This window comes from Allobrachymonas chironomi DSM 19884, from assembly GCF_000374625.1.
In the GTDB taxonomy this organism is placed as follows: domain Bacteria; phylum Pseudomonadota; class Gammaproteobacteria; order Burkholderiales; family Burkholderiaceae_C; genus Brachymonas; species Brachymonas chironomi.
This window is the reverse complement of sequence record NZ_KB894766.1, coordinates 468,131-482,617: the sequence shown is the minus strand read 5'-3', so window position 1 is coordinate 482,617 and position 14,487 is coordinate 468,131. Positions and strand designations below refer to the sequence as shown.

13 protein-coding genes are annotated in these 14,487 nt (G+C 63.2%); 6 read left to right on the top strand and 7 right to left on the bottom strand.

Annotated elements, in window-relative coordinates:
* Nucleotides 1-238: 238 nt before the first annotated feature.
* The 4 genes from C513_RS12750 to C513_RS13630 all read left to right on the top strand — a co-directional run bounded on the left by C513_RS12750 (nt 239) and on the right by C513_RS13630 (nt 3,487).
* Nucleotides 239-946, top strand: a complete 708-nt coding sequence (locus C513_RS12750) for a dienelactone hydrolase family protein (protein WP_018714915.1) — start codon at nt 239-241, stop codon at nt 944-946.
* Nucleotides 947-1,101: 155 nt separating this feature from the next.
* Nucleotides 1,102-1,320 (top strand): CsbD family protein, encoded by a 219-nt coding sequence (locus C513_RS0104860; protein WP_026320555.1) that lies wholly within the window; start codon nt 1,102-1,104, stop codon nt 1,318-1,320.
* Between the two features lie 138 nt (nt 1,321-1,458).
* Entirely contained in the window at nt 1,459-2,994 is a 1,536-nt protein-coding gene (locus tag C513_RS0104855; protein WP_026320554.1) for a YifB family Mg chelatase-like AAA ATPase, read from the top strand.
* A 115-nt stretch (nt 2,995-3,109) separates the two neighbouring features.
* On the top strand, nt 3,110-3,487 hold the full coding sequence (locus tag C513_RS13630) for a BLUF domain-containing protein (RefSeq protein WP_076342704.1): 378 nt from the start codon (nt 3,110-3,112) through the stop codon (nt 3,485-3,487).
* Nucleotides 3,488-3,493: 6 nt separating this feature from the next.
* Here C513_RS13630 and metH read toward each other — a convergent pair whose 3' ends face one another.
* The gene (metH, locus tag C513_RS0104845; protein ID WP_018714911.1) at nt 3,494-6,253 is read right to left on the bottom strand and encodes a methionine synthase; all 2,760 of its coding nucleotides are present in this window, start codon (nt 6,251-6,253) and stop codon (nt 3,494-3,496) included.
* Nucleotides 6,254-6,308: 55 nt separating this feature from the next.
* Nucleotides 6,309-7,355, bottom strand: a complete 1,047-nt coding sequence (locus C513_RS0104840) for a homocysteine S-methyltransferase family protein (protein WP_018714910.1) — start codon at nt 7,353-7,355, stop codon at nt 6,309-6,311.
* Nucleotides 7,356-7,467: 112 nt separating this feature from the next.
* Between C513_RS0104840 and C513_RS0104835 the strand changes: the two genes are divergently transcribed.
* The gene (locus tag C513_RS0104835; protein ID WP_018714909.1) at nt 7,468-7,893 is read left to right on the top strand and encodes a universal stress protein; all 426 of its coding nucleotides are present in this window, start codon (nt 7,468-7,470) and stop codon (nt 7,891-7,893) included.
* Between the two features lie 105 nt (nt 7,894-7,998).
* Nucleotides 7,999-9,288 carry a solute carrier family 23 protein gene (locus C513_RS0104830; RefSeq protein WP_018714908.1) on the top strand — a complete coding sequence of 430 codons (1,290 nt, stop codon included), beginning with the start codon at nt 7,999-8,001 and terminating at the stop codon, nt 9,286-9,288.
* A gap of 69 nt (nt 9,289-9,357) precedes the next feature.
* Here C513_RS0104830 and C513_RS0104825 read toward each other — a convergent pair whose 3' ends face one another.
* The 5 genes from C513_RS0104825 to mnmG form a co-directional block, all read right to left on the bottom strand.
* The gene (locus tag C513_RS0104825) at nt 9,358-10,299 is read right to left on the bottom strand and encodes a ParB/RepB/Spo0J family partition protein (RefSeq protein ID WP_018714907.1); all 942 of its coding nucleotides are present in this window, start codon (nt 10,297-10,299) and stop codon (nt 9,358-9,360) included.
* A 12-nt stretch (nt 10,300-10,311) separates the two neighbouring features.
* Entirely contained in the window at nt 10,312-10,842 is a 531-nt protein-coding gene (locus tag C513_RS0104820; RefSeq protein ID WP_018714906.1) for an RBBP9/YdeN family alpha/beta hydrolase, read from the bottom strand.
* An 8-nt stretch (nt 10,843-10,850) separates the two neighbouring features.
* On the bottom strand, nt 10,851-11,621 hold the full coding sequence (locus C513_RS0104815) for a ParA family protein (RefSeq protein ID WP_018714905.1): 771 nt from the start codon (nt 11,619-11,621) through the stop codon (nt 10,851-10,853).
* A gap of 75 nt (nt 11,622-11,696) precedes the next feature.
* On the bottom strand, nt 11,697-12,377 hold the full coding sequence (gene rsmG, locus C513_RS0104810; protein WP_018714904.1) for a 16S rRNA (guanine(527)-N(7))-methyltransferase RsmG: 681 nt from the start codon (nt 12,375-12,377) through the stop codon (nt 11,697-11,699).
* The gene (gene mnmG / locus C513_RS0104805; protein WP_018714903.1) at nt 12,374-14,332 is read right to left on the bottom strand and encodes a tRNA uridine-5-carboxymethylaminomethyl(34) synthesis enzyme MnmG; all 1,959 of its coding nucleotides are present in this window, start codon (nt 14,330-14,332) and stop codon (nt 12,374-12,376) included. Before mnmG ends, rsmG begins: the two co-directional genes overlap by 4 nt.
* Nucleotides 14,333-14,487: the final 155 nt, after the last annotated feature.

Sequence of the window (14,487 nt, the reverse complement as noted above, 5' to 3'; positions counted from 1 at the left end):
CTCCCTGGATGGTGATAGACCCTTTCCATGAAGCAAACAGTGTGCCAACACGCTTTACACGCTGTTACCGGCTGTTTTTGCTGCGTCGCAGCAGCATCGTGCGCCATGCTGGTGCAGCCAGTCCCCATTCCCGTGCATACACCCTGACACAGCCGGCCCGGGCCTGTCATGCCAGATACAAGTTTCCGCCGTCATAATCGAACAGCACCCGCAATCCAGATACACAAGGAGGAGACCCATGAGCCATACCATCGAGATCCAGTCCACCGACGGCACCGGCACCTTCAGCGCCTACGTGGCAGAACCGGCTTCGGGCAAGGGCCCGGCTGTCGTGATCTGCCAGGAAATCTTTGGCGTCAACGCCACCATGCGCCAGGTGGCCGATACCTTTGCCGAACATGGCTATGTGGCCATCGTGCCCGACCTGTTCTGGCGCCTGGAACCTGGCGTGGAACTCGACTACTCGCCCGAAGGCTGGGAAAAGGCTTTCGGCTTCTTCAACAACTTTGACCAGAACGTGGGCGCACAGGACATCGCCGCCGTGCTGATGACGGCACGCACCAGCCTGGAAGCCTGCAACGACTACCCCAAGGCCGGCGTTGTGGGCTATTGCCTGGGCGGCAAGATGGCCTATCTGGCAGCCTGTCGCACCGATGCCGATGTCTCGGTCGGCTATTACGGCACCGGCATCGAGGACAAGCTGGACGAGATGGACAACATCCAGGGCCAGCTGGTGCTGCACCTGGCCGGCCAGGACGAGTACTGCCCCGCAGCGGCGCAGGAAAAGATCAAGGCCGCCGCGGCCGGCCGTGACAACGTGCAGGTGTTCGAGTACCCGGGCGTGCAGCACGCCTTTGCGCGTCCCAACGGCAACCACTACGATGCCGCTGCCGATGCCATCGCCATGGAGCGCACCCTGAAGGCCCTGTCGGCACTGAAGGCCTGATCCTACGCGCAGCCGCAGCCTTGTCCCACCCGCCGGATCCGGGGACTTGCCTAGACTGGATTCCAGCACTGCAGCAAAACGACCTCACGGTCCGCAGCAGTCCTGCAACCCCGGATGCCAGACGCATCCCCATCTGGAGAGAGACAATGACTGCCATCAACAAGGACACCATCGAAGGCAACTGGAAACAGTTCAAGGGCAAGATCAAGGAACAGTGGGGCAAGCTCACTGACGACGATCTGGACGTGATCGACGGCAAGCGCCAGCAGCTGATCGGCAAGATCCAGGAGCGTGCCGGTATCGCCCGCGATGAGGCTGAAAAGCAGCTGGCTGACTGGGAAACGCGTCACCCCGACGCCCGCTTCCACGACTAAGCAGCGCAGCTGAAACGGCAGCTCCCGTTGTCAGGCTACCGCCCTGCAGTTTTTGCAGGGCGGTTTTTTCTTGCCTTCTGTATTCTGTCCTGATCAAATCATGGCATGATATAAATATTTAGTATTCATGTCTTTGCCATGTCCCTTGCCTTCATCCCCAGTCGCGCCCTGCTCGGGCTGGAAGCTCCGCCCGTCATGGTGGAGGTGCACCTGGCCCCGGGCCTGCCCAGCTTCACACTGGTCGGGCTGGCCGATACCGAAGTCAAGGAGGCGCGTGAACGGGTGCGCTGCGCGATCCAGAACGCCGGGCTGGATTTTCCGCACAACCGGCGCATCACGGTGAATCTGGCCCCGGCCGATCTGCCCAAGGACTCGGGCCGCTTCGACCTGCCGATTGCCATCGGCATTCTGGCAGCCAGCGATCAGCTCGATGCCGACCGGCTGGCCGGTCATGTGTTTGCCGGCGAACTGTCCTTGTCGGGCGAACTGAAGCCGGTACGGGGCGCCCTGGCCATGGCGGCTGCCCACTGCCAGCAAGGTGACGCCGCGGCCCTGGTCCTGCCCTACGACAGCGCCTGCGAGGCGGCCCTGGTGGCCGGCCTGCAGGTTTACGGTGCACGCAGCCTGACCGATGTGGTGCAGGCCTTTGCCCCGGCCGATGCGCAACAGCCGGCACTGCCGGATGGCTGGTGCCGCCTGCAGCCCGACCCGGCCCGCCAGGCAGCGCCGCACTATCCGGATCTGGCCGATGTGAAAGGCCAGGCGGCAGCACGGCGCGCGCTGGAGATTGCCGCTGCCGGCCAGCACTCGATGCTGCTGCTCGGACCACCGGGATCGGGCAAGTCGATGCTGGCACAGCGCTTTGCCGGCCTGCTGCCGCCCATGCAGCCGGAACAGGCGTTGTCGGCAGCCGCCGTGGCCAGCCTGGCAGGGCACTTCAGCCCGGACCAGTGGGGCAGGCGTCCGCATCGTTCGCCACACCACAGTTCGAGTGCAGTGGCGCTGGTTGGCGGGGGCTCACCACCCCGTCCCGGCGAGATCTCGCTGGCCAGCGAAGGGACATTATTCCTCGATGAAGTACCCGAGTTTCCGCGAGCCGCCCTGGAAGCCCTGCGCGAGCCGCTGGAAACCGGCCAGATCCATATTTCGCGTGCAGCACGCCAGGCCGTGTTTCCGGCACGATTCCAGCTGATTGCCGCAATGAATCCCTGCCCCTGCGGGTACCTTGGCAGCCGCATCCGGCCCTGCCGCTGCACGCCGGATCAGGTACGACGCTATCAGGGCAAACTCAGCGGCCCCTTGCTGGACCGCATCGACCTGCAGCTGGAAGTACAGGCGCTGCCGCCCGAAGAACTGCTGACCGCCAGTACCGGCGAAAGCAGCGCCGTGGTACGACAGCGCGTGGTGGCGGCGCGGGAGCGTGCGCTGCAGCGCCAGGGCGGCCCGAACCAGCAGCTGCAGGGGTTGGCGCTGGAAGCCAGCGCCCGACTGGATGCCGCCGCCAGCAGTTTCCTGCAGAAGGCTGCGCGCCAGCTGGGCTGGAGTGCCCGCAGCACGCATCGCACCCTGCGCGTGGCACGCACGATTGCCGATCTGGCCGACAGCGAGCAGATCACGATTCCGCATCTGGCCGAAGCCATGCAGCTGCGGCGCGGCCTGCTGCACCAGCACTGAAGCTGCCGTCCAAGGGACACAGGCGGCCTGTTCAGGTCGCGAAGGGTGTACGCTGGCGAATCTGACGCACAATAAGTACCCCACCATCCCGATTCCGGCCGTACCCATGCATTGAATTCTCTACATCAGCGACCTGGCACCACAAGAGTCGGCACTTTGTGTCGGTGACATCCTCAGAACGGCCCGCAGCGCCAACCTCGACTTCCACATCACCGGCGTATTGCTGTTCGATGGCGAACACTTCATCCAGTACATCGAAGGCTCGACGGCCGCCATCCGCCAGCTGATGGACAACATCCGCCGCGATGCACGCCACGAGCAGGTACAGGTGCTGGTCGATGAGCCCCTGCAGCAGATCCGCCGCTTTGCCGACTGGCGCATGGGCTATGTGGACTGCGAAGACACGGACTTCCATACCCGGCTGCAACAGGCGGCAGCCGGCCAGATCCTGCAGCAGTTCGAGCAGGACATCCGCCACTGCAAACTGCTGTAATCGCGCTTACAGACCCAGGTTGGGGGCCAGCGCGCGCTCGACCTCTTCCAGCGGTGCTGCGCTGCGTTCGGCCATGTCCTGCACCTGCTCCTCGTTGATCTTGCCAACGCTGAAGTAGCTGCTGTCCGGGTGGCTGAAGTAGAAGCCGCTGACGCTGGAAGCCGGCGTCATCGCATAGCTGTCGGTCAGGCCCATGCCGATGTCTTCGGCGCGCAGCAGCTCAAACAGCGGACGCTTGACGCGGTGGTCCGGACAGGCCGGATAGCCCGGTGCCGGACGGATACCCACGTATTTTTCCGCAATCAGCTGCTCGTTGCTCAGCGTTTCGTCGGCGGCGTAGCCCCACAAATCGGTGCGCACGCGCTGGTGCAGGCATTCGGCAAAGGCTTCGGCCAGACGATCCGCCAGTGCCTTGAACATGATGCTGCCGTAGTCGTCATGGGTGGCGGCAAACACCGCTTCCTGCTTGTCGGCACCGATACCGGCGGTGACGGCGAAAGCGCCCATGTAATCGGCTGCCACGCCTTGCGGCGCAATGAAATCGGCCAGGCAGCGGCTCGGGCGCATCACGCCATCCACCGCCTGCTTCTCGGTCTGCTGGCGCAGGCCGTACCAGGTCAGCACCGTCTGCTGACGCTGCTCGTCGGCGTATAGCTCGATATCGTCATCGCGCACGCTGTTGGCCGGCCAGAAGCCCATCACGCCATTCGCCGTCAGCCATTTCTGCTCGATGATCTGCCTGAGCATGGCCTGCGCATCGGCGTAGACCTTGCGCGCTTCTTCGCCAACGACCTCGTCGTCCAGAATCGCCGGGAACTTGCCGGCCAGATCCCAGGTCTGGAAGAACGGGCCCCAGTCCATGAAACGCACCAACTCGTTCAGATCGAAGTTGCGGAATTCGCGGCGGCCGATGAACTTCGGCACGGGTGGCTGGTAGCCGGTCCAGGCGATCGGTGCCTTGTTGGCACGCGCCTGGGCCAGCGGCCACAGCGGTTGCTGTTTCTTGTTGGCATGCATCTGGCGTACGCGTTCGTAATCTGCACGCACTTCCTGCAGGTAGCCATCCACCGATTCGCCCAGCAGGTTCTGTGCCACGCCCACGCTGCGCGAGGCATCGGGCACATAGACTACCGGCCCCTCGTACTTGGGCGCAATCTTGACCGCCGTGTGCACGCGACTGGTGGTAGCCCCCCCGATCAGCAGCGGAATACCGCGCGTGCGGAAATACTCGTCCTTCTGCATCTCGCCGGCCACATACTGCATCTCTTCCAGACTGGGCGTGATCAAGCCGCTCAGGCCGACAATGTCCGCCCCTTCTTCCCTGGCCTTGGCCAGGATCTCGTGGCAGGGCACCATCACGCCCATGTTCACCACGTCAAAGTTGTTGCACTGGAGCACCACGGTGACGATGTTCTTGCCGATGTCGTGCACGTCTCCCTTGACCGTGGCCATGATGATCTTGCCGCGCGACTTCACATCCAGACCGGCTGCTTCCTGCTGGCGCTTTTCTTCCTCGATATAGGGCACCAGGTGGGCCACCGCCTGTTTCATCACGCGCGCCGATTTCACCACCTGCGGCAGGAACATCTTGCCGGCCCCGAACAGGTCGCCGACCACGTTCATGCCGTCCATCAGCGGGCCTTCGATCACGTGCAACGGACGGCCGCCATCGGCGTGGATCTGCTGCCAGGTTTCCTCGGTGTCCTCGACGATGAAATCGGTGATGCCGTGCACCAGCGCGTGGCTCAGACGCTGCTTGACCGGCAGCTTGCGCCACTCCAGCTTCTTGCTGTCGTCCTTGGCCGCGCCCTTGGCGCGCTCGGCAATCTCCAGCAGGCGCTCGGCGGCATCGGGACGGCGGTTCAGCACCACGTCCTCGACGCGCTCGCGCAGTTCGGCATCGAGCTCGTCATAGACACCGATCATGCCGGCGTTGACGATGCCCATGTCCATGCCGGCGCGGATCGCGTGGTACAGGAACACGGTGTGGATCGCCTCGCGCACCGGCTCGTTGCCGCGGAAGCTGAAGCTCACGTTGGAAACGCCGCCGCTGACCTTGGCTCCGGGCAGGTTCTGCTTGATCCAGCGCACCGCCTCGATGAACTCGACGGCGTAGTTGGCATGCTCCTCGATACCGGTGGCCACGGCAAAGATGTTGGGATCGAAAATGATGTCTTCCGGCGGAAAGCCGACGTCGTCCACCAGGATGCGGTAGGCGCGTTCGCAGATCCCGATCTTGCGCTCGAAGGTATCGGCCTGGCCGGTTTCGTCAAAGGCCATGACCACGGCGGCAGCACCATAGCGGCGAATCAGCTTGGCCTGGCGCTTGAACTCGTCCACGCCTTCCTTCATGCTGATCGAGTTGACAATGGCCTTGCCCTGGATGCAGCGCAGGCCGGCCTCGATCACCGACCACTTGGAGCTGTCCACCATGATCGGCACGCGTGCAATGTCCGGCTCGCTGGCGATCAGGTTGAGGAAGCGCACCATGGCGGCCTCGCTGTCCAGCATCGCCTCGTCCATGTTGATATCGATCACCTGCGCACCGTTCTCGACCTGCTGACGCGCCACCGCCAGCGCTTCCTCGTACTGGTCGTTCAGGATCATGCGCGCAAATGCCTTGGAACCGGTCACGTTGGTGCGCTCGCCCACGTTGATGAACAGGCTGCTGGCATCCACCGTCAGCGGTTCGAGGCCGGACAGGCGCATCGGTGGCGGCAGCTGGGCAGACGGGTTGGCGGAATGCAGCGGATCAGAAGCGGACATGGACAACTTTCAGGAATTCAGGCGGGCAGGAAGACGGAACCGATAGCAGTTGCCATCAGGCGGCATCGCTGGCAAAGCGCGCCAGCATCACGCCGCGCGGACGCAGCGGCTGCACTTTTTCGCCAATCGCGGCGATGTGGTCGGGCGTGGTGCCGCAGCAACCGCCCACAATGTTGACCAGGCCATCGGCAGCAAATTCGTGCACCAGACGGCTGGTGACTTCCGGCGTTTCGTCGAAGCCGGTCTCGCTCATCGGATTGGGCAGGCCGGCGTTGGGGTAGCAGCTGATGAAGGTATCCCCGGCAATCTGGTTCAGCTCCTGGATATAGGGGCGCATCAGCGCCGCGCCCAGCGCGCAGTTCAGGCCGATCGACAGCGGCTGCACATGGCGCACGCTGTACCAGAACGCGGTCACGGTCTGGCCGCTCAGCACGCGACCGGAGGCGTCGGTGACGGTGCCGCTGATCATGATCGGCAGGCACTCGCCGGAATCGTCAAAGAACTGCTCGACGGCGAACAGCGCTGCCTTGGCGTTGAGGGTATCGAAAATGGTCTCGACCAGCAGCACATCGGCACCGCCGTCGACCAGGCCCTTGACCTGCTCGTAATAGGCCGCGCGCAGCAGCTCGAAATTGACGTTGCGCGCGCCGGGATCATTCACGTCCGGACTGATGCTGGCGGTCTTGGGCGTGGGGCCGAGTGCGCCGGCCACGTAACGCGGCTTGTCGGGCGTGCTGAACTTGTCGCAGGCAGCGCGCGCCAGTCTGGCCGATTCCAGGTTCATCTCGTAGGCCAGTTCGCCCATGCCGTAATCGTCCTGGGCGATGCTGGTGGCACCAAAGGTATTGGTCTCGATGATGTCGGCACCGGCTGCCAGATAACCTTCGTGGATCTGGCGGATGATGTCGGGCTGCGTCAGGCTCAGCAACTCGTTGTTGCCCTTGACGTCGCGCGGGAAGTCCTTGAAACGTTCGCCCCGGTACTGTTCCTCGGTCAGCTTGAAGCGCTGCACCATGGTGCCCATCGCTCCATCCAGGATGACGATGCGCTGGCGCAGGATATCGGGCAGGGCTTGGGCACGGGTATAGCGGGGCAGATTCATGTCCGGATTGTAAGCCGATGGCCATGTTCAGAGGCAAAAACGGGCATTTATCTCCTACACTGAAAGGTGGTCCTGCGCGGCCGCCTTCCTTCCCGATGTTCCAGGAGTCGCCATGAAGATCCTGCTGGCTGTCGATGGCAGCAGCTATACCAAGAAGATGCTGGTCTATCTGGTACAGCACCGCGACATGTTTGTCGCGCCGAACCAGAGCCACACGCTGCTGACCGTGCTGCCGCCGCTGCCGGTACGGGTGCGCAACGCACTGAGCAAGGAACAGCTGCTGCAATACCAGGCCGAGGAAACCGACAAGGTGCTGGAACCGGTGCTGACCTGGCTGGCTCGCCACGACATCCGCCCGCAGGTGCTGAGCCGTGTCGGCGATCCGGGCAGCACGATTGCCGCCGTGGCCCGCGAAGAGAAATTCGGCCTGGTGATCATGGGCTCGCACGGCCAGGGTGCACTCGGCAACCTGCTGATGGGATCGGTGGCCACGCGCGTGCTGGCCGAATGCGAGGTACCGGTGTTGCTGGTACGCTGAAACACCCCGCCACGGCGCAAAATCGGCACGTGCGTGCGATTTGCAGCACCACGACCGCAGCCGGAAAAGCTACCATGTGCAACATCTTGGTACAAGGACACGCAGATGGGACTTTTTCAATGGACGGAACGCAGCAACGAGGTGCTGCGTCAGGGCGGCAGCATTGCCCCCGATGAACGCCTGCCCTGGCCCCAGACCGGGCTGATGGGCATCCAGCACGTGATCGCCATGTTCGGTTCCACCGTGCTGGCCCCGATCCTGATGGGTTTCGACCCGAACCTGGCGATTTTCATGAGCGGCATCGGCACGCTCATCTTCTTCCTGTTCACCGGTGGCAAGGTGCCGAGCTATCTGGGCAGCAGCTTTGCCTTCATTGGCGTGGTGGTCGCGGCGACCGGCTATGGCGGCAGCGGCCCCAACCTGAACCTGGCCGTGGCACTGGGTGGCATCATCGCCTGTGGCCTGGTCTACATGCTGATCGGCCTGCTGGTGCAACTGGCCGGCACGCGCTGGATCGAGAGCCTGATGCCGCCGGTAGTGACCGGTGCCGTGGTGGCGGTGATCGGCCTGAACCTGGCCGCGATTCCGGTCAAGAACATGGCCGCCAGCAACTTTGACAGCTGGATGCAGGCCGTCACCTTCCTCTGTGTGGCGCTGGTGGCCGTGCTCACGCGCGGCATGCTGCAGCGCCTGCTGATCCTGCTGGGCCTGCTGGTGGCCACCGTGGTCTACGTGATCCTGACCAACGGCCTGGGCATGGGCAAGCCGATGGACTTTTCCGGCATCATCGCCGCGCCCTGGCTCGGCCTGCCGCAGTTCACCGCACCGGTATTCGACAGCCGGGCCATGTTGCTGATCGTGCCGGTGGTGTTCATTCTGGTGGCGGAAAACCTGGGCCATATCAAGGCCGTGAGCGCCATGTCGGGCCGCAATGTGGATGGCTACATGGGCCGCGCCTTCATGGGCGATGGCATTGCCACCATGGTCAGCGGCTCGGCCGGCGGCACCGGCGTGACCACCTATGCCGAGAACATCGGCGTGATGGCGGCCACCCGCATCTATTCCACTGCCGTCTTCGTGGCTGCGGCACTGATTGCCCTGCTGCTCGGCTTCAGCCCCAAGTTCGGTGCCGTGATCCAGGCGATTCCGCTGCCGGTGATGGGCGGGGTCAGCATCGTGGTGTTCGGCCTGATCGCCGTCTCCGGTGCCAATATCTGGGTACGCAACCAGGTCGATTTCGGCAATACCAGCAACCTGATGGTGGCCGCCATCACGCTGGTACTGGGAACGGGAGACTTCACGCTGGCTTTTGGCGATTTCAAGCTCGGCGGTATCGGCACCGCCACTTTTGGTGCCATCCTGCTGCACCAGCTGCTGCGCCTACGCCGCCACTGAGGGCTTGCGCCGGACAGGCAAAAGGGGCTGCCGACAGAATCGGCAGCCCCTTTTTGTCTCACTTGGCTATCAGCCGCGCAGCCGGTCGATCAGGCCATTGAGTGCCTCCAGCGAACCGAACTGGATCGCCAGCTCACCCACTTCCTCGATGCGGCCATTGCGCTTGACGCGCTTTTTCACGCGCACCTCGACCTCGGCCGCCAGCAGGTCGGACAGCTCTTCCTCGACACTGCGCACATCGCCGGATTTTTCACGGCGCACGCGCTGCGGCTTGAGCTCGAATTCCTCGCCCAGCTTCTTCACCAGTTTCTCGGCCTCGCGCACGGACAGCTTTCTGCTGGCAATCTGCTGTGCGGCGGTGATCTGGTGTGCCTTGTCCAGACTCAGCAGGGCTCGCGCGTGGCCCATGTCCAGATCACCGGCCATCAGCATGGTCTGCACCGGAGCGGCCAGCTGCAGCAGCCGCAGCAGGTTGCTGGCGGCACTGCGGCTGCGGCCCACGGCCTGTGCCGCCTGCTCGTGCGTGAGGCCGAATTCCTGCACCAGACGCTGCAGGCCCTGCGCTTCTTCCAGCGGGTTCAGGTCCTCGCGCTGCATGTTCTCGATCAGCGCCATCACGGCAGCCGCCTCGTCCGCCACGTCGCGCACCAGCACCGGCACGCTCTCCAGACCGGCCAGGCCGGCGGCACGGAAACGGCGCTCGCCGGCGATGATCTCGTACTTGCCGGCATGCTCGCCAGAACCCAGCGGACGCACCAGGATCGGCTGCATGATGCCCTGCGACCGGATGCTCTCGGCCAGCTCGTAGAGCGCGCCTTCGTCCATGCGCGTACGCGGCTGATAGACACCGGACACCAGCTGCGTCAGTTGCAGCGTGGAGGGCTGACCGTCAGTGGCACTGGTGCTGCTGTCATCGCTCGTCAGGTCGATACCGGCCTTGCCGCTGACCTTCGGGCCCAGCAGGGCCTCCAGACCACGTCCCAGACCCTTGTTGCGTTTTGTCGTTGCCATCTTCTTGCTCCTTCAGGCTGCCGCGACCCATTCGCGCAGCAGCAGCCGACCCTGCGGCCAATCTCCCAATCCGCTGTCGGCATTCACATGCCCCAGCGCTCCGACATCCTGCCACTGACAGCCCCATTGCCGTGCCAGCTCGCGTGAACGTGCCAGCGTGCAGAAGGGATCATTGCTGCTGGCCAGCAGCAGGCTGGCGAATGGCAGCCGCTGCGTATCGCTTCCCTTCCAGCTGTGCAGCTGCGGTATCGGCTGCTGCTGCAGGTCCGGTGGTGCCACCAGCAGGGCGGCACGTACGCGCGCCACATTCTGCGAATGACCGGCCCATGCCGCCACCAGCCAGCAACCCAGACTGTGTGCCACCAGCACGACGGGCTCATCGGACTGCAGCAACTGCTCTTCCAGCTGCATCATCCAGTCACCCCGCAGCGGCTGTTCCCAATCATGCTGCTGCACTCGCCGGAAGCCCGGCTGCTGTTCCCACAGCGTCTGCCAATGTTGCGGGCCACTGCCATGCCAGCCGGGAAGCGTGAGATAACGCATGCCGCTGCTCAATCCTGCTGCACGCGCTGCACCATCTCCCGGGCGAACTCGACAAAGGCCTTGCTGCCCTTGGCCGAAGCATCGAACACGACACCCGGCAGGCCGTAGCTGGGCGCTTCGGCCAGACGCACGTTGCGCGGGATCACGGTCTCGAATACCTTGTCGCCAAAGTGTTCCTTGAGCTGTTCGCTGACCTGCTGCTGCAAGGTGATGCGCGGATCGTACATCACGCGCAGCAGGCCGATGACCTTGAGCTCCGGATTCAGGTTGGCGTGGACCTGACGAATCGTGTTGACCAGATCGGTCAGACCCTCGAGTGCAAAGTACTCGCACTGCATCGGCACAATCACACCATGGGCGCAGCACAGCCCGTTGAGCGTCAGCAGCGACAGCGCCGGCGGGCAGTCGATCAGGATGAAGTCGTAGTTCTTCCTGACTTTGGACAACGCCAGCTTGAGGCGTTTTTCTCGGCGGTCCTGGGTGACCAGCTCAACCTCGGCGCCGGCCAGTTCGCGATTCGCACCTAGCACGTCGTAGCCGACCTGTTCCGCACTGACAATGGCATCGGCCGCCTTGCAGTCTTCCAGCAACACGTCGTACACCGTGTGTTCCAGCTGGCGCTTGTCCACATTGGAGCCCATGGTGGCATTGCCCTGTGGATCCAGGTCAATCAGCAACACCCGCTGGCCCAGCCGTGCCAGTCCAGCCGCCAGGTTGACGGTTGTGGTGGTCTTGCCGACTCCACCTTTCTGGTTGGCAATACAGAATATGCGGGCCATGGAGAATGCTCTTCCTTTGAATGCTTGTATGAGGTGATTGTACGGTTCAGCCAGCAGCAGCTGATGAAAGCTGCGTCATGTCGGCATGTTCAATTGCAACGAGCTGGCAGCAGCAGTCGTTTCCAACCGCATCCAGACAATGCAGCGCTCGGCATCGAGCTGCGGCACCTGCAGTTGTTCCACGTGAAACACGGTGATATCCTGCGCCAGCGCCTCGATCTCCTGCTGCGGATGCTTGCCCTTGAGCGCCATCCAGCAGCCATCTTCAGCCAGCGCCTGACGCGACCAGGCGGTGAAATCGGCCAGCGTGGCAAAGGCGCGGCTGCTGATCAGATCGTAGCGATCCTGCAGCTGCTCCACACGTGCATGGATCGATTTCAGATTCGACAGGCGCAGCTGCGCTGCTGCAGTCTGGATGAAGGCAGCCTTCTTGCCCACCGTGTCCACACAATGGACCTGCAGGTCCGGACAACAGATGGCAAACACCACGCCCGGCAAACCGCCACCCGATCCGACGTCCAGCAGGCTGTGCGCCACATGCTGCCGGCGATAGGCCTGCAAGGGCGGCACGGCAGCCAGGCTGTCCAGCAGGTGATGCGTCAGCATCTGCTGCGGGTCACGCACGGCCGTCAGGTTGTAGACGCGGTTCCATTTCTGCAGCAGTTCCAGATAGGCCAGCAGCCGGGCGATCTGCTCATCATCCAAGCTCAGGGACAGGGCTGCCAGGCCCTGGCGCAATCCGCTTTCCATGTTCATGCCTGCTCCTGCTGTTCCGGCAACTGGCGCGATTTCTTCAGGTGGATCAGCAGCAGCGATACCGCTGCCGGCGTGACACCACTGATGCGCGATGCCTGTCCCAACGTGGCCGGCTGGTGCTGGTTGAGTTTCTGGCGTACCTCAAAACTCAGTGCCGGTACCTGCATGTAATCGTAATCCTGTGGCAGCGCCAGATGCTCGTAATAGGCGGCACGCTCGACCTCCGTTTTCTGGCGGTTGATGTAGCCGGCATACTTGATGCCGATTTCCACCTGTTCGATGATCGCAACCTGCTCATCAGCCGTGGCTGTTTCACGTGAAACAGGCAACTCGGGGCTGACATACCTGCCACCGTCAAGCGTCATCAGGCTGGCATACGTGACTTCGGGCCGGCGCAGCAGATCGGCCAGGTTGTACTCGTGGTCGATCGCCTTGCCGAGTACACGCACAGCTTCTTCAGCCGGCAGGGATCTGGGATGGACCCAGGTCGACTTGAGGCGCTCTGTTTCACGTGAAACAGCATCGCGCTTGCGGTTGAAGGCATCCCAGCGCGCATCATCCACCAGACCCAGTTCACGGCCTTTTTCGGTCAGGCGCATATCGGCATTGTCTTCACGCAGCTGCAGGCGGAACTCGGCGCGGCTGGTGAACATGCGGTAGGGTTCGGTCACACCCTTGGTGATCAGGTCATCCACCAGCACTCCCAGATAAGCCTCGTCACGCCCCGGCAGCCAGGCCGGCTTGCCCAGACATTGCAGCGCGGCGTTGCAGCCGGCAAACAGGCCCTGGGCAGCCGCCTCTTCATAACCGGTGGTGCCATTGATCTGGCCGGCAAAGAACAGGCCGTGGATCTGCTGCGTCTCGAAGCTGGCCTTGAGGCTGCGCGGATCAAAATAATCGTACTCGATGGCATAGCCCGGGCGCAGGATATGCGCATTTTCCAGACCCGGCATGGAGCGTACCAGGGCGTACTGGATATCGAAGGGCAGGCTGGTGGAAATGCCGTTGGGGTAGATCTCGTGTGTGCTCAGGCCCTCCGGCTCCAGAAAGATCTGGTGGCTGTCCTTGTCGGCAAAGCGGTTGATCTTGTCTTCCACACTGGGGCAGTAGCGTGGGCCCACGCCCTCGATCTTGCCGGTGAACATCGGACTGCGGTCAAAACCGCTGCGGATGATGTCGTGTGTGCGCGCATTGGTGTGCGTGATCCAGCACGGTACCTGTTGCGGGTGCATGGCCACCGATCCCATGTAGCTGAACACCGGCAACTGCGGATTCAGGCCACCGGGCATGCCGTCACCCGGCTGTGCCTCAAGCCGGCTGTAATCGATGCTGCGACCATCCAGACGCGGCGGCGTGCCGGTCTTGAGGCGGCCCTGCGGCAGTTGCAGTTCCTTGAGCCGCGCCGACAGCGATACTGCGGGCGGATCGCCGGCGCGACCGGCCTGGTAGTTGTTCAGGCCCACATGGATACGGCCATCAAGAAAAGTACCGGCAGTCAGTACCACGGTGCGACCGCGGAAGCGGATACCAACTTCAGTCACGGCTCCGGTAACGCGATCACCTTCCACCATCAGATCGGTCACGGCTTGCTGGAACAGCGAGAGATGCGGCTGGTTTTCCAGCATGCGACGGATCGCAGCCTTGTACAGCGCACGGTCGGCCTGGGCACGCGTGGCGCGTACGGCCGGGCCCTTGCTGGAATTGAGCGTGCGGAACTGGATGCCGGCTTCGTCCGTGGCCAGCGCCATGGCACCGCCCAGTGCATCAACCTCCTTGACCAGATGACCCTTGCCGATACCGCCAATGCTGGGGTTGCAGCTCATGGCACCCAGGGTATCGATGTTGTGCGTCAGCAGCAGGGTCTGGCAACCCATGCGTGCTGCAGCCAGCGCCGCTTCGGTACCGGCATGGCCGCCACCGACCACGATGACGTCGAATTCCTGTGGATAAATCATGTATAACCGCTTGACAAGGACTGGACAAAAAAGCACGCCAATGCACCGGACCGGGTTGCCGGAAACGTGACGTGCCTGGAAAAAAAGCTTCCGGGACGCCATTTTAGCGGTTGGGGCTGATCCTGTCTGTAAACCCCCTGTTCACTCTGGAAGTC

Bases quoted from the DNA above. Each gene is read 5' to 3' on its own strand.
- C513_RS0104820 (WP_018714906.1), bottom strand. From the start codon at position 10,842: ATGCGTTATCTCACGCTTCCCGGCTGGCATGGCAGTGGCCCGCAACAT.
- C513_RS0104815 (WP_018714905.1), bottom strand. From the start codon at position 11,621: ATGGCCCGCATATTCTGTATTGCCAACCAGAAAGGTGGAGTCGGCAAG.
- metH (WP_018714911.1), bottom strand. From the start codon at position 6,253: ATGTCCGCTTCTGATCCGCTGCATTCCGCCAACCCGTCTGCCCAGCTG.
- C513_RS0104835 (WP_018714909.1), top strand. From the start codon at position 7,468: ATGAAGATCCTGCTGGCTGTCGATGGCAGCAGCTATACCAAGAAGATG.
- rsmG (WP_018714904.1), bottom strand. From the start codon at position 12,377: ATGAACATGGAAAGCGGATTGCGCCAGGGCCTGGCAGCCCTGTCCCTG.
- C513_RS0104855 (WP_026320554.1), top strand. From the start codon at position 1,459: ATGTCCCTTGCCTTCATCCCCAGTCGCGCCCTGCTCGGGCTGGAAGCT.
- mnmG (WP_018714903.1), bottom strand. From the start codon at position 14,332: ATGATTTATCCACAGGAATTCGACGTCATCGTGGTCGGTGGCGGCCAT.
- C513_RS0104840 (WP_018714910.1), bottom strand. From the start codon at position 7,355: ATGAATCTGCCCCGCTATACCCGTGCCCAAGCCCTGCCCGATATCCTG.
- C513_RS0104830 (WP_018714908.1), top strand. From the start codon at position 7,999: ATGGGACTTTTTCAATGGACGGAACGCAGCAACGAGGTGCTGCGTCAG.
- C513_RS0104825 (WP_018714907.1), bottom strand. From the start codon at position 10,299: ATGGCAACGACAAAACGCAACAAGGGTCTGGGACGTGGTCTGGAGGCC.
- C513_RS12750 (WP_018714915.1), top strand. From the start codon at position 239: ATGAGCCATACCATCGAGATCCAGTCCACCGACGGCACCGGCACCTTC.